Genomic DNA, 19,597 nt, shown 5'->3' on the forward strand with positions numbered 1-19,597 from the left:
CACTAGTGAGTGAGACAACGCACGACGCCACGGTCGCGGTCAGCGCGCCCGCGGCGCCCGACGAGGGACTCACGGCGAGGGAGCTCGCCGCCAAGTACGGGCTCAGCGTGAGCGGCGCCCGGCCGTCCCTCATCGAGTACGTCCGTCAGCTCTGGGACCGGCGGCACTTCATCCTCGCCTTCTCCCGCGCGAAGCTGACCGCCCAGTACAGCCAGGCCAAGCTCGGCCAGCTGTGGCAGGTGGCCACACCACTGCTGAACGCGGCCGTGTACTTCTTCATCTTCGGCCTGCTCCTGGAGGCCGACCGCGGTCTGCCCCGCGAGGTGTACATCCCGTTCCTGGTCACGGGCGTGTTCGTGTTCACCTTCACGCAGAGCTCGGTGATGGCGGGCGTGCGCGCGATCTCCGGCAATCTCGGCCTGGTCCGCGCCCTGCACTTCCCACGCGCCTCGCTGCCGATCTCCTTCGCGCTCCAGCAGCTCCAGCAGCTGCTGTTCTCGATGATCGTGCTGTTCGCCGTCGCGGTCGGCTTCGGTCAATACCCGGACCTGTCCTGGCTGCTGATCGTGCCGGTGCTCGTCCTGCAGTTCTGCTTCAACACCGGCCTCGCGCTGATCATGGCCCGGGCGGGCGCCAAGACCCCGGACCTCGCGCAGCTGATGCCGTTCGTGATGCGGACCTGGATGTACGCGTCCGGTGTGATGTTCTCCATCCCGATCTTCCTCAAGGACAAGCCGGACTGGATCGCGAACATCCTCCAGTGGAACCCGGCCGCGATCTACATGGACCTGATGCGCTTCGCCCTCATCGACGACTACGGCTCGGAGTACCTCCCCGACCACGTGTGGGCGGCCGCGGGCGGCTGGGCCGTGCTGTTCGCCCTGGGCGGCTTCGTGTACTTCTGGAAGGCGGAGGAGAGGTACGGCCGTGGCTGAGCAGAAGCAGGACGAACGGATCCCCACCGTCATCGCGGACGACCTGCACATCGTCTACCGCGTCAACGGCGCCAAGAGCGGCAAGGGCAGCGCCACCGCCGCCCTCAGCCGCATCCTCAAGCGCGGCGAGGAGCGCGGCGTGCGCAAGGTGCACGCAGTGCGAGGCGTCTCCTTCGTCGCGTACCGCGGCGAGGCCATCGGCCTGATCGGCTCCAACGGCTCCGGCAAGTCGACCCTGCTGCGCGCCATCGCCGGTCTGCTCCCCGCCGAGCAGGGCAAGGTCTACACCGACGGTCAGCCCTCGCTGCTCGGGGTCAACGCGGCCCTGATGAACGACCTCACCGGCGAGCGGAACGTCATATTGGGCGGGCTCGCCATGGGCATGTCCCGGGAGGAGATCAAGGAGCGCTACCAGGACATCGTCGACTTCTCCGGCATCAACGAGAAGGGCGACTTCATCACCCTGCCCATGCGCACCTACTCCTCCGGCATGGCGGCCCGGCTCCGCTTCTCCATCGCCGCGGCCAAGGACCACGACGTCCTGATGATCGACGAGGCCCTGGCCACCGGTGACCGCAAGTTCCAGAAGCGCTCCGAGGACCGCATCCGGGAGCTGCGCAAGGAAGCCGGCACCGTGTTTCTGGTCAGCCACAACAACAAGTCCATCCGCGACACCTGCAACCGCGTCCTGTGGCTGGAACGCGGCGAGCTGCGCATGGACGGCCCGACCGACGAGGTGCTCAAGGAGTACGAGAAGTTCACCGGCAAGTAGTCCGGCCCGGCCAGGGCCCCGCCGGAACTGTTCCGGTGGGGCCCCGCGTCTGCAAAAGATGCGTCAACTCCGGCCCATGTCAGGAATCTTGGGGTCAATCGGTGTGTTCTCGTGATGTGCGGGACACCCTGGCGATCCCCGATGCGCTGTACAACGTAAGCTGTACCGGTCCCGAAACGCGGCAATCAGGGCGATAATGCGCGACATCGCTCGTCGCACCGCCGTGCGGACGGCTGGGCGGCGTGTCCGAAATAGTGTGTATTGGGTCGGCAGTGTAGAACGGGAGATGTGACGGCGATGGCTACGGAAACTCCCCAGCTCCACGCAGCACGTGCCGTCCTCGCGCCGGGCAGCCGGCGGTGACGGGAACCGGCACGGCGCGCGCCCTCGACCCGGAGCGGGGCACGCTCGACAAGGCCGCGGGCGAGAACTTCCCCGTGGCCCCGTTCTTCCTGCCCCGCGCCTGGCGCACCGACCTCATGGCCGTCTACGGCTTCGCCCGCCTGGTCGACGACATCGGCGACGGCGACCTGGCCCCCGGCGGCGCCGATGCCCGGCTGCTCGGCGTGTCCCCACAGGAGGCCGAGGACCGGCTGGTCCTGCTGGACGCCTTCGAGGCCGACCTGCGCAGGGTCTTCGACTCGACCCCCCGTCACCCCCTGCTGCGCCGCCTCCAGCCGACCGTCCGGCGCTGCTCGCTGACCCCCGAGCCGTTCCTCGGCCTGATCGCCGCCAACCGCCAGGACCAGCTGGTCGGCCGGTACGAGACCTACGACGACCTCCTCGCCTACTGCGAGCTGTCCGCCAACCCCGTCGGCCGTCTCGTCCTCGCCGTCACCGGCACCTCGACGCCCGAGCGGATCCGCCGCTCCGACATGATCTGCACGGCCCTCCAGATCGTCGAGCACCTCCAGGACGTGGCCGAGGACCTCGGCCGCGACCGTATCTACCTGCCCGCCGCCGACATGAAGCGCTTTCACGTCGAGGAGGCGGACCTCGCAGCGACCTCCGCCGGAGCGTCGGTCCGTGCGCTGATTGCGTACGAAGCCCAAAGGGCCCGGGATCTCCTGAATGAAGGCGCCCCCCTGGTGGGTAGCGTCCACGGCAGGTTGAAGCTGCTGCTCGCAGGGTTCGTGGCGGGAGGAAGGGCGGCCGTCCACGCGATCGCCGCCGCCGATTACGACGTACTTCCCGGCCCGCCCAAGCCCGGCAAGGTCCGGTTGCTGCGTGAGGTGGGCGTGACTCTGCGAGGAGAGGGGTGATCCGGACCGTGGAGTCGGAACCACACGCGTCCCCACCGGTACTCGCCGCCTACAGCTACTGCGAGGCCGTCACCGGGCGGCAGGCCCGTAACTTCGCCTACGGCATCCGGCTGCTGCCGACGCCCCAGCGCCGTGCGATGTCGGCGCTGTACGCGTTCTCGCGGCGGGTCGACGACATCGGCGACGGTGCGCTCGCCGGTGACGTCAAGGTGGCCAGGCTGGAGGAGACCCGGGCGCTGCTCACCCGGATCCGCGAGGGCGAGGTGGCCCAGGACGACACCGACCCGGTCGCCGTCGCCCTCTCGCACGCCGCCGGGCACTTCCCGATCCCGCTCGGCGGCCTGGACGAGCTCATCGACGGCGTCCTGATGGACGTACGCGGCGAGACGTACGAGACCTGGGACGACCTGAAGGTGTACTGCCGCTGTGTGGCGGGGGCCATCGGGCGGCTCTCGCTCGGTGTGTTCGGCACGGAACCGGGGGCGCGGGGGGTCGACCGCGCGCCGGAGTATGCCGACACGCTCGGCCTCGCGCTCCAGCTCACCAACATCCTGAGGGACGTCCGTGAGGACGCCGTGGGCGGGCGCACCTATCTGCCCGCCGACGACCTCGCCAAATTCGGCTGCTCGGCCGGGTTCTCCGGGCCACGGCCACCGGAGGGCTCCGACTTCGCGGGCCTCGTGCACTTCGAAGTGCGACGGGCCCGCGCTCTTTTCGCCGAGGGCTACCGGCTGCTCCCCATGCTCGACCGCCGCAGCGGCGCGTGTGTCGCCGCCATGGCCGGCATCTACCGCCGTCTCCTCGACCGCATCGAGCGCGACCCGGAGGCCGTGCTGCGCGGCCGCGTTTCCCTGCCCGGCAGGGAGAAGGCCTACGTCGCCGTGCGCGGCCTGTCCGGCCTCGACGCCCGCCACGTGACCCGACGGACCGTCAGGAGGCGCGCGTGACGAACGAACCGGTCCGGCAAGACGCCACCGACATGCGCTCTGCGGGCGCGGTCCCCCGCTACCGGACAGCGCCTCGGAGCACGTCACCGCACGCCCGGCAGGCCCGCCACGGGACCGCGCCGGTGTTCTCCCCGGCCCGCCGACGGGGAAGCGTCGGCGGCGGGTCGGGCGGTTGCGCGCGCGTGACCCCGGCGGTGGGGCGCGGGTGCGACGCCCCGCAGGCCTGCGACGGGACCGAGCCGATGTTCTCCCTGGACCGCTGCGGGCGCGTCGGGGTCGCCGAGGGCGCGGCGTCGGCCCCGCTCCGGGACCGGCTCGACGTGCCCGTCCTGGACGCCGCGCGGTCCGCGGGGCGACGGCTCGGCAGGCCGCGGCGCGACGCGCTGCACGTACCCCTGCACCGGGGCCGCAGCCTCGTCGGTTCCGGGTCGGGTGGTCTCGCCGGCGTGACCCCGGCGGCCCGCCGTGGGAGCGACGCCCCTTCTTCCCCCGCCGTCGGGGACAAGTGGTGGGCAACCCTCCGGCGTGGGGCCGCGTCCCTGACGGAGACGGTTGGTTGCCCATCGTTCGGGCCGTGCGGCCGCCGCGCAGGGGAGGGTGCACGATGACCCAAGGCACGGGATCCCGGGGACCGGTCGCCGACGGGCGGCACACCGTCGTGGTGGGCGGCGGGCTCGCCGGCATCACCGCCGCGCTCGCGCTCGCCGACGCCGGCGTACGCGTCACCCTGCTGGAGGGCAGGCCGAGACTCGGCGGCCTGGCCTTCTCCTTCCAGCGCGGCGAGCTGACCGTCGACAACGGACAGCATGTGTACCTGCGCTGCTGCACCGCCTACCGCTGGTTCCTCGACCGCATCGAGGGCGCGGCGCTGGCCCCGCTCCAGGACCGGCTCGACGTGCCCGTCCTGGACGCCGCGCGGCCCGCGGGGCGACGGCTCGGCAGGCTGCGGCGCGACGCGCTGCCCGTGCCCCTGCACCTGGGCCGCAGCCTCGCCACGTATCCGCACCTGTCACTCGCCGACCGCGCCAAGGTGGGCCGCGCAGCGCTCGCCCTCAAGGGGCTCGACCTCGCCGATCCGGCCCTGGACACGCAGGACTTCGGCAGCTGGCTGGCCGCGCACGGCCAGTCGAAGCGCGCCGTCGAAGCCCTGTGGGACCTGGTCGGGGTCGCCACCCTCAACGCCGTCGCGGGCGACGCCTCCCTGGGGCTCGCCGCGATGGTGTTCAAGACCGGTCTGCTGTCCGACCCGGGCGCGGCCGACATCGGCTGGGCGCGGGTCCCGCTCGGCGACCTGCACGACCGGCTGGCCCGCGAGGCGCTCGACTCCGCCGGCGTCCGCACCGAGGTCCGTACCCGCGTCACCGCCGTCTCCGAGAACGCGAACGGAGCGTGGAGCGTCCAGGTTCCCGGCGAGACGCTCCAGGCCGACGCCGTCGTGCTCGCCGTACCGCAGCGCGAGGCGTACGACCTGCTGCCCGCGGGTGCCCTCGACGCGCCGGAGCGGCTCCTGGAGATCGGCACCGCTCCCATCCTCAACGTCCATGTGGTGTACGACCGCAAGGTGCTCGCCCGGCCGTTCTTCGCCGCCCTCGGCACCCCGGTGCAGTGGGTGTTCGACCGGACCGAGGCGTCCGGGCTGCGCGAGGGGCAGTACCTCGCGCTGTCGCAGTCGGTGGCCCAGGACGAGATCGACGACCCCGTGGCCGTGCTGCGCGAGAGGTACCTGCCCGAGCTGGAGCGGCTGCTGCCGCCGGCCCGCGGCGCCGCGGTGAAGGACTTCTTCGTCACCCGGGAGCGCACCGCGACATTCGCTCCCACCCCCGGCGTCGGGCGCCTCAGGCCCGGCGCCCGCACCAAGGCATCCGGCCTGTACCTGGCCGGAGCGTGGACCGCCACCGGGTGGCCCGCGACCATGGAGAGTGCGGTCCGCAGTGGAGTCGGCGCGGCGGACGCCGTGCTGGGCGCCCTGGGCCGGCCCCGCCCGCAGCACCTCTTCGCGTTCGAGGAGGCGGCGTGATGCTCGCTCAGGACAGCGCGGCTGGCGGCCCCCGCACCCCCGGTACCGCAACAAGAGGAGAGACTGTGCCCACTGTGCCCCCGGCCTCGAAGACTGCCGAGGCGGTGGACGTGACCGCGCTCCTGGAGCGCGGCCGGACCCTGGCCACTCCGGTACTGCGGGCGGCCATCGACCGCCTGGCACCTCCTATGGACACTGTTGCCGCCTACCACTTCGGATGGATCGACGCCCAGGGCCGGCCCGCGGCGGGCGACGGCGGCAAGGCCGTACGCCCCGCCCTCGCGGTGCTGTCCGCCGAGGTCATGTCCGCCGCCCCCGAGACCGGCATCCCCGGCGCCGTCGCCGTGGAACTGGTCCACAACTTCTCCCTCCTCCACGACGACCTGATGGACGGCGACGAACAGCGCCGCCACCGCGACACGGTCTGGAAGGTGCACGGCCCCGCCCAGGCCATCCTGGTCGGCGACGCCCTGTTCGCCCTCGCGGGTGAGGTGCTCCTCGAACTCGGCACCGTCGAGGCCGGCCGCGCCACCCGCCGCCTGACCACCGCCACCCGCGCCCTGATCGACGGTCAGGCCCAGGACATCTCCTACGAGCACCGCGACCGCGTCACCGTCGAGGAGTGCCTGGAGATGGAGGGCAACAAGACCGGCGCCCTGCTCGCCTGCGCCAGCTCCATCGGCGCGGTCCTCGGCGGCGCCGACGACCGCACCGCCGACACGCTGGAGAAGTACGGCTACCACCTGGGCCTCGCCTTCCAGGCCGTCGACGACCTCCTCGGCATCTGGGGCGACCCGGACGCCACCGGCAAGCAGACCTGGAGCGACCTGCGCCAGCGCAAGAAGTCGCTGCCGGTCGTCGCCGCGCTCGCGGCGGGCGGCCCCGCATCCGAGCGGCTCGGCGAGATCCTCGCCGCCGACGCCAAGAGCAGCGACGTCGAGAACTTCTCCGAGGAGGAGTTCGCGGCCCGCGCCGCCCTCATCGAGGAGGCGGGCGGCCGCGAATGGACCGCCGACGAGGCACGCCGTCAGCACACCATCGCCATCGAAGCCCTCGACGCCGTCGACATGCCCGACCGGGTGCGGGAGCAGTTCACGGCCCTCGCGGACTTCGTCGTCGTACGAAAGAGATGATCACTATCGGTCGAATAGCCCTCGCGTAGTCGCCGGCCGGTGCCGCGAGACACCACGGAGCACCGGCCGACGGCGGACCCACAGCAGCTGCACACCTTGCACCACTGCACGAAGGGGAAGCCATGACAGCGACGACCGACGGAAGCACCGGGGCCCTGCCACCCCGCGCTGCCGCGGCCAGCGACACCGCCATCGACAGCACCACCCCCGCCGCGGCCGGGGCACCGCAAGCCGCCGCACGCGCCGCACAACGCGCCACCGACTTCCTGCTCTCCCTCCAGGACGCCCAGGGCTGGTGGAAGGGCGACCTCGAGACCAACGTCACGATGGACGCCGAGGACCTGATGCTCCGCCAGTTCCTCGGCATCCGCGACGAGAAGACCACCCGGGCCGCCGCGCTCTTCATCCGCGGCGAGCAGCGCGAGGACGGCACCTGGGCCACCTTCTACGGCGGCCCCGGCGAACTCTCCGCCACCATCGAGGCCTACGTCGCCCTCCGCCTGGCCGGCGACGAGCCCGGCGCACCGCACATGGCGAAGGCCTCCAGATGGATCCGCGAGCAGGGCGGCATCGCCGCCGCCCGGGTCTTCACCCGCATCTGGCTGGCCCTGTTCGGCTGGTGGAAGTGGGAGGACCTGCCCGAACTGCCCCCGGAGCTCATCTACTTCCCGAAGTGGGTGCCGCTCAACATCTACGACTTCGGCTGCTGGGCGCGGCAGACCATCGTCCCGCTGACGATCGTCTCCGCGAAGCGGCCGGTCCGCCCCGCGCCCTTCCCGCTGGACGAGCTGCACACCGACCCGGCCCGCCCGAACCCGGCCAAGCCGCTTGCCCCGGGTTTCAGTTGGGACGGTGCCTTCCAGCGGATGGACAAGGGCCTGCACGCCCTGCGGAAGGTCGCGCCGCGCCGGCTGCGCAGAGCCGCGATGAACAGCGCCGCCCGCTGGATCATCGAGCGGCAGGAGAACGACGGCTGCTGGGGCGGCATCCAGCCCCCGGCCGTGTACTCGATCATCGCCCTGCACCTGCTCGGTTACGACCTCCGGCATCCCGTGATGCGCGAGGGGCTCGCCTCGCTCGACCGGTTCGCCGTGTGGCGCGAGGACGGGGCCCGGATGATCGAGGCCTGCCAGTCGCCGGTGTGGGACACCTGCCTGGCCGCGATCGCGCTCGCGGACGCCGGACTGCCCGCCGACCACCCGCAGTTGGTGAAGGCCGCGGACTGGATGCTGGGCGAGGAGATCGTCAGGCCCGGTGACTGGTCGGTGCAGCGGCCCGGACTGCCCCCAGGGGGCTGGGCGTTCGAGTTCCACAACGACAACTACCCCGACATCGACGACACCGCCGAGGTGGTCCTCGCGCTGCGCCGGATCGCCCACCACGACCCGGTGCGGGTCGACAAGGCCGTCGGGCGCGGGGTGCGCTGGACGCTCGGCATGCAGTCGAAGAACGGCGCATGGGCCGCCTTCGACGTCGACAACACCAGCCCGTTCCCGAACCGGCTGCCCTTCTGCGACTTCGGGGAGGTCATCGACCCGCCCTCCGCCGACGTCACCGCACACGTCGTCGAGATGCTCGCGGTGGAGGGCCTCGCCCACGACCCGCGCACCCGGCGCGGCATCGAGTGGCTGCTGGCCGAACAGGAACCCGACGGCTCCTGGTTCGGGCGCTGGGGCGTCAACTACGTCTACGGCACCGGGTCCGTCGTACCCGCTCTGGTGGCCGCGGGCATCCCCGCCGCGCACCCGGCGATCCGCCGGGCCGTGACCTGGCTGGAGTCGGTCCAGAACGACGACGGCGGCTGGGGCGAGGACCTGCGCTCCTACAAGGACGTCAAGGAGTGGAGCGGCAGGGGCGCCTCGACCGCCTCCCAGACGGCATGGGCCCTGATGGCCCTGCTCGCGGCGGGGGAGCGGGACTCCAAGGCCGTCGAACGCGGCATCGAGTGGCTCGCCGCCACCCAGCAGGAGGACGGTTCCTGGGACGAGCCGTATTTCACGGGGACGGGCTTCCCGTGGGACTTCTCCATCAACTACCACCTCTACCGGCAGGTGTTCCCGCTCACCGCACTCGGCCGGTATCTGCACGGCGATCCCTTCGCCGACCGCCACCAGGGCAGCGGGGCGGCCCGGAAACCGCCGGCCGAGGCCAAGGGAACTGAATGAGCACACAGCCCGCTCCGGCCCCGCTGCTGATCGCCTGCGCGCTCGGCATCGAGCAGTTCGCCCTGCGCGCGGGGGACCGGGGCGGCGCCGGCGGGCCGGTCACCGTGCTGCGGACCGGCATGGGGCCGGCGGCGGCCGAGCGGTCCGTCACCCGGATGCTCGCCGCCCCGGCCCTGCGCGACGCCGCCGTCCTGGCCACCGGCTTCTGCGCGGGGCTCGCGCCCGGGATGCACCCCGGTGACCTGGTCGTCGCCGAGGAGACCCGTGATCCTCGCGGCTCGACCCCCTGCGTCGGGACCGATCTGCTGGTCAAGGAGCTGGTCCGCACGGTGCCCGGGCGGACCGTGCACACCGGGCCGCTCACCGGCTCCGACCACGTCGTACGCGGTCAGGAGCGGTCCGATCTGCTCGCGACGGGCGCGATCGCGACCGACATGGAATCGGCGGCCACGCTCCTGAGCGCCGTGCGTGCGGGTGAGCGCCCGGTTGCGGCCGTCCGGGTGGTCGTGGACGCTCCAGAACATGAACTCGTCCGGATCGGCACGGTGCGCGGTGGAATATCAGCTTTCCGTGTTCTTCGTTCCGTCCTTCCCGCTTTCTTCGAATGGCACCGTTCCTTGCTGCTCCCCAGGAGGTGAGCCAGATGGCCATGCCGCTCCGACAGTCCATCAAGGTCGCTACGTACTTGGCTGAACAGAAGCTGCGCCGGCGGGACAAGTTCCCGCTCATCGTCGAGCTGGAGCCGTTGTACGCCTGCAACCTCAAGTGCGAGGGGTGCGGCAAGATCCAGCACCCGGCCGGGGTGCTCAAGCAGCGGATGCCGGTCGCGCAGGCCGTGGGGGCCGTGCTGGAGTCCGGTGCCCCCATGGTGTCCATCGCCGGCGGCGAGCCGCTGATGCACCCGCAGATCGACGAGATCGTGCGGCAGCTGGTGGCCAGGCGGAAGTACGTTTTCCTGTGCACCAACGCCCTGCTGCTGCGCAAGAAGATGGACAAGTTCAAGCCCTCCCCCTACTTCGCCTTCGCGGTGCACATCGACGGGCTGCGCGAGCGGCACGACGAGTCGGTGGCGAAGGAGGGCGTGTTCGACGAGGCGGTCGAGGCCATCAAGGAGGCCAAGCGGCGCGGCTTCCGGGTGACCACCAACTCGACCTTCTTCAACACCGACACCCCGCAGACCATCATCGAGGTGCTGAACTTCCTCAACGACGACCTCAAGGTCGACGAGATGATGATCTCGCCCGCCTATGCCTACGAGAAGGCCCCCGACCAGGAGCACTTCCTCGGCGTGGAGCAGACCCGCGAGCTGTTCAAGAAGGCCTTCGCGGGTGGCAACCGGCGGCGCTGGCGGCTCAACCACTCCCCGCTCTTCCTGGACTTCCTGGAGGGCAAGGTCGACTTCCCGTGCACGGCGTGGGCGATCCCGAACTACTCGCTGTTCGGCTGGCAGCGCCCCTGCTACCTGATGAGCGACGGTTACGTGCCGACGTACCGGGAGCTGGTCGAGGACACCGACTGGGACAAGTACGGCCGCGGCAAGGACCCGCGCTGCGCCAACTGCATGGCGCACTGCGGCTACGAGCCCACCGCCGTCCTCGCCACCATGGGATCGCTGAAGGAGTCCCTGCGCGCCATGCGTGAGACGGTCTCCGGAAACCGGGAGTGAGGCCATGACCGCCATCCCGCTGGGCGTTCCCGAGGTGCCGGTCCGGCCGATCACCGAGCGGCGTGTCTCGCGCCGGATCCAGGTCGGCCCGGTGGCGGTCGGGGGCGGGGCCCCGGTGTCGGTGCAGTCGATGACGACGACCCGTACGTCGGACATCGGCGCCACCCTGCAGCAGATCGCCGAACTCACCGCGTCCGGCTGCCAGATCGTCCGGGTCGCCTGCCCCACGCAGGACGACGCGGACGCGCTCGCGACCATCGCGCGCAAGTCGCAGATCCCGGTGATCGCCGACATCCACTTCCAGCCGAAGTACGTCTTCGCGGCCATCGAGGCGGGTTGTGCGGCGGTCCGCGTCAACCCCGGCAACATCAAGCAGTTCGACGACCGGGTCAAGGAGATCGCGCAGGCCGCCAAGGACCACGGCACCCCGATCCGGATCGGCGTCAACGCCGGGTCGCTGGACCGGCGGCTGTTGCAGAAGTACGGCAAGGCGACCCCGGAGGCGCTCGTGGAGAGCGCGCTGTGGGAGGCGTCCCTGTTCGAGGAGCACGAGTTCCGGGACATCAAGATCTCCGTCAAGCACAACGACCCGGTCGTGATGATCGAGGCGTACCGGCAGCTCGCCGAGCAGTGCGACTACCCGCTGCACCTGGGCGTGACGGAGGCGGGCCCGGCGTTCCAGGGAACGATCAAGTCGGCGGTGGCCTTCGGCGCGCTGCTGTCGCGGGGCATCGGCGACACGATCCGGGTGTCGCTGTCGGCGCCACCGGCCGAGGAGGTCAAGGTCGGCATCCAGATCCTGGAGTCGCTGGGGCTGCGGCAGCGCAGGCTGGAGATCGTCTCCTGCCCCTCCTGCGGACGCGCCCAGGTCGACGTCTACAAGCTCGCCGACGAGGTCACGGCAGGACTCGAGGGCATGGAAGTGCCGTTGCGGGTCGCCGTCATGGGGTGTGTGGTCAACGGACCCGGCGAGGCACGGGAGGCCGATCTGGGGGTGGCCTCCGGCAACGGCAAGGGCCAGATCTTCGTCAAGGGCGAGGTCATCAAGACCGTTCCCGAGTCGAAGATCGTCGAGACGCTGATCGAAGAGGCGATGAAGCTCGCCGAGCAGATGGACCAGGACGGCGTGGGGCCGGGGGAGCCGGCCGTCACCGTGAGCTGAAGAGCACGGAATGCGAAGGGGGCCCGAGCGTGACGATTCTGGAGAGCATCCGGGGACCACGCGACCTGAAGGCGCTGTCCGAGCCGGAACTCGGCGAACTGTCCGATGAGATCAGGGAGTTCCTGGTGCACGCGGTCGCCAGGACCGGGGGTCATCTGGGACCCAACCTGGGGGTGGTGGAGCTCACCGTCGCCCTGCACCGGGTCTTCGAATCGCCGGTCGACCGCATCCTGTGGGACACCGGCCACCAGAGCTACGTCCACAAACTGCTGACGGGACGCCAGGACTTCTCCAAGCTGCGCGGCAAGGGCGGCCTGTCGGGCTACCCCTCGCGCGAGGAGTCCGAGCACGACGTCATCGAGAACAGCCATGCCTCCACGGCGCTGGGCTGGGCCGACGGGCTCGCCAAGGCCCGCCAGGTGCGCGGGGAGAAGGGCCATGTCGTCGCGGTGACCGGCGACGGCGCCCTGACCGGCGGCATGGCCTGGGAGGCCCTCAACAACATCGCGGCCGCCAAGAACCGCCCGCTGATCATCGTCGTCAACGACAACGAACGCTCCTACGCCCCGACCATCGGCGGCCTCGCCAACCACCTCGCGACGCTACGCACGACCGACGGTTACGAACGGGTCCTCGCCTGGGGCAAGGACGTCCTCCAGGCCACGCCCCTGGTCGGCACCACCCTCTACGAGGCCCTGCACGGCGCGAAGAAGGGCTTCAAGGACGCGTTCGCCCCGCAGGGCCTGTTCGAGGATCTGGGCCTGAAGTACGTGGGCCCGATCGACGGGCACGACATCGGGGCCGTGGAGTCCGCCCTGCGCCGGGCGAAACGCTTCCACGGGCCGGTCCTCGTCCACTGCCTCACGGAGAAGGGCCGCGGCTACGAACCCGCCCTCGCGCACGAGGAGGACCACTTCCACACCGTCGGCGTCATGGACCCGCTGACCTGCGCGCCGCTCTCCCCGGCGGGCGGCCCCTCGTGGACCTCGGTGTTCGGCGACGAGATCGTCCGGATCGGCGAGGAACGGGACGACATCGTCGCGATAACCGCCGCCATGCTGCATCCGGTCGGCCTGGGACGGTTCGCCGAGCGGTTCCCGGACCGGGTGTGGGACGTCGGTATCGCCGAGCAGCACGCGGCCGTGTCCGCGGCGGGCCTGGCTACGGGCGGCCTGCACCCGGTCGTCGCCGTCTACGCCACCTTCCTCAACCGTGCCTTCGACCAGCTCCTGATGGACGTGGCCCTGCACCGGTGCGGGGTGACCTTCGTGCTCGACCGGGCCGGTGTCACCGGCGTCGACGGGCCCTCCCACAACGGCATGTGGGACATGTCCGTCCTCCAGGTCGTCCCCGGCCTGAGGATCGCCGCGCCGCGGGACGCCGACCAGCTGCGCGCCCAGCTGCGCGAGGCCGTCGCCGTCGACGACGCGCCGACGCTGCTGCGCTTCCCGAAGGAGTCCGTCGGCCCGTCGATCCCGGCGGTCGACCGGGTGGGCGGACTCGACGTGCTGCACCGCGCCGACCGAGCGGAGGTGCTTCTGGTCGCCGTCGGTGTCATGGCGCCGGTCTGCCTCCAGGCCGCGGAGCTGCTCGAAGCCCGCGGCATCGGCTGCACCGTCGTCGACCCCCGCTGGGTCAAGCCCGTCGACCCGGCACTCCCGGGGCTCGCCGCCGAACACCGCCTGGTCGCCGTCGTCGAGGACAACAGCCGGGCGGCCGGGGTCGGCTCGGCCGTGGCGCTGGCCCTGGGCGATGCCGAAGTCGACGTCCCCGTAAGGCGCTTCGGGATCCCCGAGCAGTTCCTCGCGCACGCCAAGCGCGGGGAGGTGCTCGCCGACATCGGCCTGACACCCGTCGAGGTCGCCGGACGGATCAGCGCGAGCCTGACCGTGAAGAAAGAGCTGTCCAAGGAGCCACAGGAATGACCACCGCCGAATCCGCGTCGGAGTCGTCGCAGGCCGGGGAGTTCGACCTCGGCGCAACGCTGGCCGAGCGCGGAGCCGAGCGCTACGAGCTGCACACCCGGTACCTCAACCACCAGCTCCCGCGCATGCTGCACACCATCGGCTTCGACAAGGTCTACGAGCGCGCCGAGGGCGCCTACTTCTACGACGCGGACGGCAACGACTACCTGGACATGCTCGCCGGGTTCGGGGTGATGGGCCTCGGCCGCCACCACCCCGTCGTGCGCAAGGCGCTGCACGACGTCCTGGACGCCCAGCTCGCCGACCTCACCCGGTTCGACTGCCAGCCGCTCCCGGGCCTGCTGGCCGAGAAGCTGCTCGCGCACAGTCCGCACCTGGACCGGGTGTTCTTCGGCAACAGCGGCACGGAGGCGGTCGAGGGAGCGCTGAAGTTCGCCCGGTACGTCACCGGCAGGCCCAGGATCCTGTACTGCGCGCACGCCTTCCACGGCCTGACCACCGGCTCCCTCTCCGTCAACGGCGAGTCCGGCTTCCGTGACGGCTTCGCCCCGCTGCTGCCCGACACGGCCGTACCGCTCGGCGACCTCGACGCGCTGGAAAGGGAGTTGAGGAAGGGCGACGTCGCCGCCCTGATCGTCGAGCCGATCCAGGGCAAGGGCGTGCTGGAGGCCCCGCCCGGCTATCTCCTCGCCGCCCAGGAACTGCTGCACCGGCACAAGGCGCTGCTCATCGCCGACGAGGTGCAGACGGGCCTCGGCCGCACCGGCGACTTCTACGCCTACCAGCACGAGGAGGGGGTGGAACCCGACCTGGTGTGCGTGGCCAAGGCGCTCTCCGGCGGCTATGTGCCGGTGGGCGCGACACTCGGCAAGGACTGGATCTTCAAGAAGGTCTACTCGTCGATGGACCGGGTGCTGGTCCACTCGGCGAGCTTCGGGTCCAACGCGCAGGCCATGGCGGCGGGCCTGGCGGTGCTGTCGGTGATGGAGAACGAGCAGATCGTCGCGGGAGTCCGCACCACCGGGGAACTGTTCAGATCCCGGCTCGCGGCGCTGACGGACAAGTACGAGATGCTCGCCGACGTCCGCGGGCGGGGCCTGATGATCGGCATCGAGTTCGGCCGGCCGAAGTCGCTGAAGCTGCGCAGCCGCTGGGCCGTGCTCCAGGCCGCGCGCAAGGGGCTGTTCGCGCAGATGGTCGTCGTACCGCTGCTCCAGAAGCACCGGATCCTCACCCAGGTCTCCGGCGACCACATGGAGGTGATCAAGCTGATCCCGCCGCTGATCATCGGCGAGCGGGAGGTGGACCGGTTCGTCGACGCCTTCACGGCCGTGATGGACGACGCGCACGACGGGGGCCTGATGTGGGATTTCGGCAAGACGCTCGTCAAACAGGCGGTGGCGAACCGCTGAGTTTTTGCCTCTGAGGCAAGAAATTTGCCGGTGGGGCAAGGCTCGGGCTGAATGGAGGCATGAGCTCCTCCGAGACCGAGCGGTCCTCCGGGGCCGCCCCGTCCGCTGACCAGGCAGCGGATGCGCTGCCCGCCGTCGCGCCGCAACTGCGGTCGCTTCGGCGCCAGGCCTCTCTGACCCTGGAGGCCGCGGCGCGCGCCGCCGGGCTGTCGCCCGCCCACCTCTCCCGCCTGGAGACCGGGCAGCGCCAGCCCTCCCTGCCGATGCTGCTCGCGCTCGCCCGGATCTACGGTACGACGGTCGCCGAGCTGCTCGGCGAGACGCCCGCCGCCCGGGACGCCGTCATCCGCGCCGCCGACATGGAACCGACCGCGGCGGGCGGCTGGACGTACTGGCAGGCCGGCGCACCCGGGCGCGGGATGCAGGCCCTGCGCGTCCACGTCCCGTACGGCTCACAGGGCGACATCGTGCGCGTCCACCCCGGCGAGGAGTGGCTCCATGTGCTGCGGGGACGGCTGCGGCTGCGCCTCGGCGACACCACGCACCAGCTCGCGCCCGGAGACAGCGCCCACTTCGACTCGCTGACTCCGCACCGGATCGCCGCCCAGGACCCGGACGGCGTCGAACTGCTCTTCGTCCACACCCTCCTGCAGAGCCCCACGGCCGCCCTGTGCCTGGGCCCCACCCCGGGAGACACGCCGTGAAGGACATGGAGGAGAAGTTCCCCCGCGCCCTGTGGGTGCGGCTGTTCATCTACCTCGTCGTGGGGCACGTCTTCGCGGCCTTCGTCTATCTGCTGTTCGAGGTCGGAGCCAAGTAGCCGCCGGGCCGCCGCCGTACGTCAGTCGAGCAACCGCTCGCGCAGCCGCTCCCGGGTCTGCGGGGTGAGCCCGAGCCCCTTCTCCAGATAGGCGTCGACGCCGCCCCAGGTCTCCTCGATGGTGTCGAAGGCCGCCGTCAGGTACTCGGCGCGCGCGTCGAACAGGGGGTTGAGCAGCTCCATGACCTCGGGGGAATAGGCCGAGGCGGCGGAGCTGCTGCGGTGCACCTTGTAGCGGCGGTGCTTGGCGTTGGACTTCAGGTAGTCGTCGACGATCGCCTCGCGCTCGACGCCCAGGGCGAGCAGCGTCACCGCGATGGACAGACCCGCGCGGTCCTTGCCCGCCGCGCAGTGCATCAGGGCGGGGACGCTGTCCTCGGCGAGCGCGTGCAGCACCCGGGAGTGCTCGGCCGTGCGGCTCCGGATGATCGTGCGGTACGAGGCGATCATCCGGTCCGCGCCCTTGCCGTCCGCGAGGATCGCGCGCAGCTGGTCCAGGTCGCCGTCGCGCACCATCTTCCAGAACTCGGCGCCGTCGGCGGGGTCGCTCAGCGGCAGGTTCACATTGCGCACGCCCGGCAGCTCGACGTCCGGCCCTTCGAGCTTCTGGTCGGCCGCGTTGCGGAAGTCGAAGATCGTGTGCAGGCCCAGGGTGGCCAGGAAGGCGGCGTCCTCCCCGGTCGCATGGGCGAGGTGGCCGCTGCGGAACAGCACTCCCTGTCGCACCCGCCGCCCGTCCACGGTCGGCAGTCCGCCCACATCGCGGAAGTTGCGCACTCCGGCCAGCTCGGGCTCGGTCGACGGGACCTGCTGTGTCACGAGGGCTCCTCCCCTTCGGCGCCGCCGACGCGGCTCGTCGACGGGCACCACCCGACGATACGACATGCCTGCCTGGGGCAATGAGTTGTCCACAGGCGTTGCCGGGAGCCCCCGCGGCCCTTGATGATGTCGGAGCCTGGTCGCACCTGATCGGGCCTGTTCGAATCTGTGAGGCCTTGATGCTGGACATCTCCGAAGACGGTCGTACATGGGTGCTCTCCGGGCCAGCCAGCAGCTACGCCGTCCATGTCACCGACCGCGACGAACTGCTGCACCTGCACTGGGGCGCCCGGATCGGCCTCGCCGACGCCGAGGCCCTCGCCGTCCGGCCGCTGCCGGACTACTGGCCCTTCGAGTCACCGCTCGACGGGCGCGAGGAGTATCCGGTCGAGGGCGGCCCTCGTTTCGCACGGCCCGCCCTGTCCGTACGCACCGGCGAGCGGCGCGGCACGGAGTGGACCTACGAGGGTCATGACACCGAGGACGGTGAGCTGCGGCTGCGCTTCCGCGACGGCGGCCTGGCCATCACGCTGCACTACCGGATGCCCCCCTCGACGGACGTCGTCGAACGCTGGGTGACCCTCGACAACCACGGGCCCGCCGTCGAGGTGCTGCGCGCCGACTCCGCCACCTGGACCCTGCCCGACCGCGACACCTGGCGGCTGTCCCAGCTGCACGGCCGCTGGGGCGCCGAGTCCCGGCTGGAACGCTCCGGCCTCACCCACGGCGAGAAGGTCATCGGCAGCCGCCGCGGCCACACCGGCCACCAGCACCTGCCCTGGGTCGCGCTCGACACCGACGCGACCGAGGAGCACGGCGAGGTCTACGGATGCGCCCTGGGCTGGTCCGGGTCCTGGCGGATCGCCGTCGCCCAGCTCCCGGACGCACGCGTGCAGATCACCGGCGGGGCCGGGTACGACGACTCGGGCCTGCTGATGCTGGGCACGGGGGAGTCGTACACGACCCCCGTCTTCGCCGGGCTGTGGAGCGACGGCGGCCACGGCGGGGCCAGCCGCGCCTGGCACGCCTACCAGCGGACGTACGTGATCCCGGACGCCGACCAGGACCGGCCGGTGCTGTTCAACTCCTGGGAGGCCACCGAGTTCGACATCTCCGAGGAGCAGCAGCGGGCGCTCGCCGAGCGGGCCGCCGCCATGGGCGTCGAACTGTTCGTGGTCGACGACGGCTGGTTCGGGGCGCGCACCAGTGACCGGGCCGGACTCGGCGACTGGACCCCCAACCCCGACCGCTTCCCGGGCGGCCTCAAGCCGCTCGCCGAGCACGTGCACGGCCTCGGTATGCAGTTCGGCATCTGGGTCGAGCCGGAGATGGTCAACCCGGACAGCGACCTGTACCGCGCACACCCGGACTGGGTGCAGTACCAACCGGGACGAAAGCGGACGGAGTTCCGTAATCAGCTCGTACTGAACCTCGCCCGCGAGGGCGTCCAGGAGTACCTCTGGGAGCAGCTCGACGGGCTCCTGTCCAGCGCCCCGATCGACTACGTCAAGTGGGACTTCAACCGCTGCTTCACCGACGCAGGCTGGCCGGACGACCCCTACCCGCAGCGGCTGTGGGTCGACCACGTCCATGCCCTGTACGGCCTGCTGGACCGGCTGCGGGCCGCCCACCCCCAAGTGGCCTTCGAGTCCTGCTCGGGCGGCGGCGGCCGGATCGACCTCGGCGTGCTCGGACGCACGGACCAGGTGTGGACCTCGGACAACACCGACCCGCTCGACCGGCTCGCGATCCAGCACGGCTTCAGCCAGATCCACCCGGCCCGGGTCATGGCCGCCTGGGTCACCGACAGCCCGAACGCCATGCTCAACCAGCGGGCCAGCTCCCTGCGGTTCCGGTTCGTCAGCGCCATGGCCGGGGTGCTCGGGGTCGGCGGCGACCTCACGAAGTGGACGGAGCGGGACCTCGCCGAGGCGCGGGACTGGGTGGAGCTCTACAAGGAGATCAGGCCCGTGGTGCAGCGCGGCGACCTGTACCGGCTGCGCCCGCCGGAGGGTGGCCTGAGCGCCGTGCAGTACGCCCTCGGCGACAAGACCGTCGTCCTCGCCTGGCTCCAGGCGCAGCGCTACGGCGAGCCCGTTCCGGCGCTCCGGCTGCGGGGCCTCGACCCCGCGGCATCGTACGAATGCCTCGAAACGGGCGAAGTTCACCGGGGTGCCGTGCTGCTCCACCACGGGCTGCGGGTCGGTCTGCGCGGGGATCTGGACGCCACTGTCGTCCGACTTAAGCGCAAGTAGCCCTTCTGTCCGAATAGGGAGCGCTTCGGGTATTTAGGCATAACGTGCCCCGACTGTAAAGGAGATGAGGTCGGGGTGCGTGAGCATCGTCATATTCGTGACGATGTGTTGTTGCCATGTGCACGTAATTCTGGCGTTATTCAGGGGTATTGCGGGATGCGGGAGATCGGTAATCCACGCTCCGTGACGGAAAAGGTGTCGGCGCGTCAAGAAAAACGCCGTCAGAGGCAACCGCAAGCTTGTTCCTTTGCGTCCTGGTCGCTTACCTTCCACACCAATCCGGACGGACGCCTAATCCTGCCGCCGC

At 71.0% G+C, this 19,597-nt stretch carries 17 protein-coding genes; 16 read left to right on the forward strand and 1 reads right to left on the reverse strand.

Features of this window, described 5'->3' with window-relative positions:
* Positions 1-5: 5 nt before the first annotated feature.
* From QF034_RS35235 to QF034_RS35305, 15 genes are all read left to right on the forward strand, one after another.
* Entirely contained in the window at positions 6-935 is a 930-nt protein-coding gene (locus tag QF034_RS35235) for an ABC transporter permease (protein WP_307178720.1), read from the forward strand.
* Complete coding sequence (locus QF034_RS35240) at positions 928-1,707, forward strand: ABC transporter ATP-binding protein (protein ID WP_020272211.1); 780 nt, start codon at positions 928-930, stop codon at positions 1,705-1,707. The genes QF034_RS35235 and QF034_RS35240 overlap by 8 nt, the downstream gene beginning before the upstream one ends.
* Before the next feature lie 359 nt (positions 1,708-2,066).
* Positions 2,067-2,969, forward strand: coding sequence for a squalene synthase HpnC (gene hpnC / locus QF034_RS35245; RefSeq protein WP_307178721.1), 903 nt, complete (start codon positions 2,067-2,069; stop codon positions 2,967-2,969).
* Entirely contained in the window at positions 2,966-3,916 is a 951-nt protein-coding gene (hpnD, locus tag QF034_RS35250; protein ID WP_307178722.1) for a presqualene diphosphate synthase HpnD, read from the forward strand. Before hpnC ends, hpnD begins: the two co-directional genes overlap by 4 nt.
* Before the next feature lie 242 nt (positions 3,917-4,158).
* A complete protein-coding gene (locus QF034_RS41815; RefSeq protein WP_503167806.1) occupies positions 4,159-4,524 on the forward strand; it encodes a DUF6380 family protein in 366 nt (121 codons plus the stop codon).
* Positions 4,521-5,933, forward strand: coding sequence for a hydroxysqualene dehydroxylase HpnE (hpnE, locus tag QF034_RS35260; RefSeq protein ID WP_307178723.1), 1,413 nt, complete (start codon positions 4,521-4,523; stop codon positions 5,931-5,933). The genes QF034_RS41815 and hpnE overlap by 4 nt, the downstream gene beginning before the upstream one ends.
* Positions 5,933-7,066 (forward strand): polyprenyl synthetase family protein, encoded by a 1,134-nt coding sequence (locus QF034_RS35265; RefSeq protein WP_307178724.1) that lies wholly within the window; start codon positions 5,933-5,935, stop codon positions 7,064-7,066. Before hpnE ends, QF034_RS35265 begins: the two co-directional genes overlap by 1 nt.
* 122 nt (positions 7,067-7,188) lie before the next feature.
* Positions 7,189-9,231: a squalene--hopene cyclase gene (gene shc, locus QF034_RS35270; RefSeq protein WP_307178725.1), complete on the forward strand. Its 2,043-nt coding sequence runs from the start codon at positions 7,189-7,191 to the stop codon at positions 9,229-9,231.
* The gene (locus QF034_RS35275) at positions 9,228-9,869 is read left to right on the forward strand and encodes a 5'-methylthioadenosine/S-adenosylhomocysteine nucleosidase family protein (protein WP_307178726.1); all 642 of its coding nucleotides are present in this window, start codon (positions 9,228-9,230) and stop codon (positions 9,867-9,869) included. The genes shc and QF034_RS35275 overlap by 4 nt, the downstream gene beginning before the upstream one ends.
* Positions 9,870-9,874: 5 nt before the next feature.
* Positions 9,875-10,897 (forward strand): adenosyl-hopene transferase HpnH, encoded by a 1,023-nt coding sequence (hpnH, locus tag QF034_RS35280; RefSeq protein ID WP_307178727.1) that lies wholly within the window; start codon positions 9,875-9,877, stop codon positions 10,895-10,897.
* A gap of 4 nt (positions 10,898-10,901) precedes the next feature.
* On the forward strand, positions 10,902-12,059 hold the full coding sequence (ispG, locus tag QF034_RS35285) for a flavodoxin-dependent (E)-4-hydroxy-3-methylbut-2-enyl-diphosphate synthase (protein ID WP_307178728.1): 1,158 nt from the start codon (positions 10,902-10,904) through the stop codon (positions 12,057-12,059).
* A 29-nt stretch (positions 12,060-12,088) separates the two neighbouring features.
* A complete protein-coding gene (gene dxs / locus QF034_RS35290; protein WP_307178729.1) occupies positions 12,089-13,984 on the forward strand; it encodes a 1-deoxy-D-xylulose-5-phosphate synthase in 1,896 nt (631 codons plus the stop codon).
* Positions 13,981-15,396 (forward strand): aspartate aminotransferase family protein, encoded by a 1,416-nt coding sequence (locus QF034_RS35295; RefSeq protein ID WP_307178730.1) that lies wholly within the window; start codon positions 13,981-13,983, stop codon positions 15,394-15,396. Before dxs ends, QF034_RS35295 begins: the two co-directional genes overlap by 4 nt.
* Positions 15,397-15,455: 59 nt before the next feature.
* The gene (locus QF034_RS35300) at positions 15,456-16,100 is read left to right on the forward strand and encodes a helix-turn-helix domain-containing protein (protein WP_307178731.1); all 645 of its coding nucleotides are present in this window, start codon (positions 15,456-15,458) and stop codon (positions 16,098-16,100) included.
* The gene (locus tag QF034_RS35305; protein WP_040903800.1) at positions 16,097-16,216 is read left to right on the forward strand and encodes a DUF6126 family protein; all 120 of its coding nucleotides are present in this window, start codon (positions 16,097-16,099) and stop codon (positions 16,214-16,216) included. Before QF034_RS35300 ends, QF034_RS35305 begins: the two co-directional genes overlap by 4 nt.
* A 21-nt stretch (positions 16,217-16,237) precedes the next feature.
* Here QF034_RS35305 and QF034_RS35310 read toward each other — a convergent pair whose 3' ends face one another.
* Positions 16,238-17,035 carry a tyrosine-protein phosphatase gene (locus tag QF034_RS35310; protein ID WP_307178732.1) on the reverse strand — a complete coding sequence of 266 codons (798 nt, stop codon included), beginning with the start codon at positions 17,033-17,035 and terminating at the stop codon, positions 16,238-16,240.
* A gap of 179 nt (positions 17,036-17,214) precedes the next feature.
* Between QF034_RS35310 and QF034_RS35315 the strand changes: the two genes are divergently transcribed.
* Positions 17,215-19,290, forward strand: a complete 2,076-nt coding sequence (locus QF034_RS35315; protein WP_307178733.1) for an alpha-galactosidase — start codon at positions 17,215-17,217, stop codon at positions 19,288-19,290.
* The last annotated feature ends 307 nt before the right edge of the window (positions 19,291-19,597 follow it).

This window comes from Streptomyces africanus (genome assembly GCF_030816955.1).
In the GTDB taxonomy this organism is placed as follows: Bacteria; Actinomycetota; Actinomycetes; order Streptomycetales; family Streptomycetaceae; genus Streptomyces; species Streptomyces africanus.

Bases quoted from the DNA above. Each gene is read 5' to 3' on its own strand.
- hpnE (WP_307178723.1), top strand. From the start codon at position 4,521: ATGACCCAAGGCACGGGATCCCGGGGACCGGTCGCCGACGGGCGGCAC.
- QF034_RS35295 (WP_307178730.1), top strand. From the start codon at position 13,981: ATGACCACCGCCGAATCCGCGTCGGAGTCGTCGCAGGCCGGGGAGTTC.
- QF034_RS41815 (WP_503167806.1), top strand. From the start codon at position 4,159: ATGTTCTCCCTGGACCGCTGCGGGCGCGTCGGGGTCGCCGAGGGCGCG.
- shc (WP_307178725.1), top strand. From the start codon at position 7,189: ATGACAGCGACGACCGACGGAAGCACCGGGGCCCTGCCACCCCGCGCT.
- QF034_RS35265 (WP_307178724.1), top strand. From the start codon at position 5,933: ATGCTCGCTCAGGACAGCGCGGCTGGCGGCCCCCGCACCCCCGGTACC.
- ispG (WP_307178728.1), top strand. From the start codon at position 10,902: ATGACCGCCATCCCGCTGGGCGTTCCCGAGGTGCCGGTCCGGCCGATC.
- hpnH (WP_307178727.1), top strand. From the start codon at position 9,875: ATGGCCATGCCGCTCCGACAGTCCATCAAGGTCGCTACGTACTTGGCT.
- QF034_RS35315 (WP_307178733.1), top strand. From the start codon at position 17,215: ATGCTGGACATCTCCGAAGACGGTCGTACATGGGTGCTCTCCGGGCCA.
- QF034_RS35275 (WP_307178726.1), top strand. From the start codon at position 9,228: ATGAGCACACAGCCCGCTCCGGCCCCGCTGCTGATCGCCTGCGCGCTC.
- QF034_RS35300 (WP_307178731.1), top strand. From the start codon at position 15,456: ATGAGCTCCTCCGAGACCGAGCGGTCCTCCGGGGCCGCCCCGTCCGCT.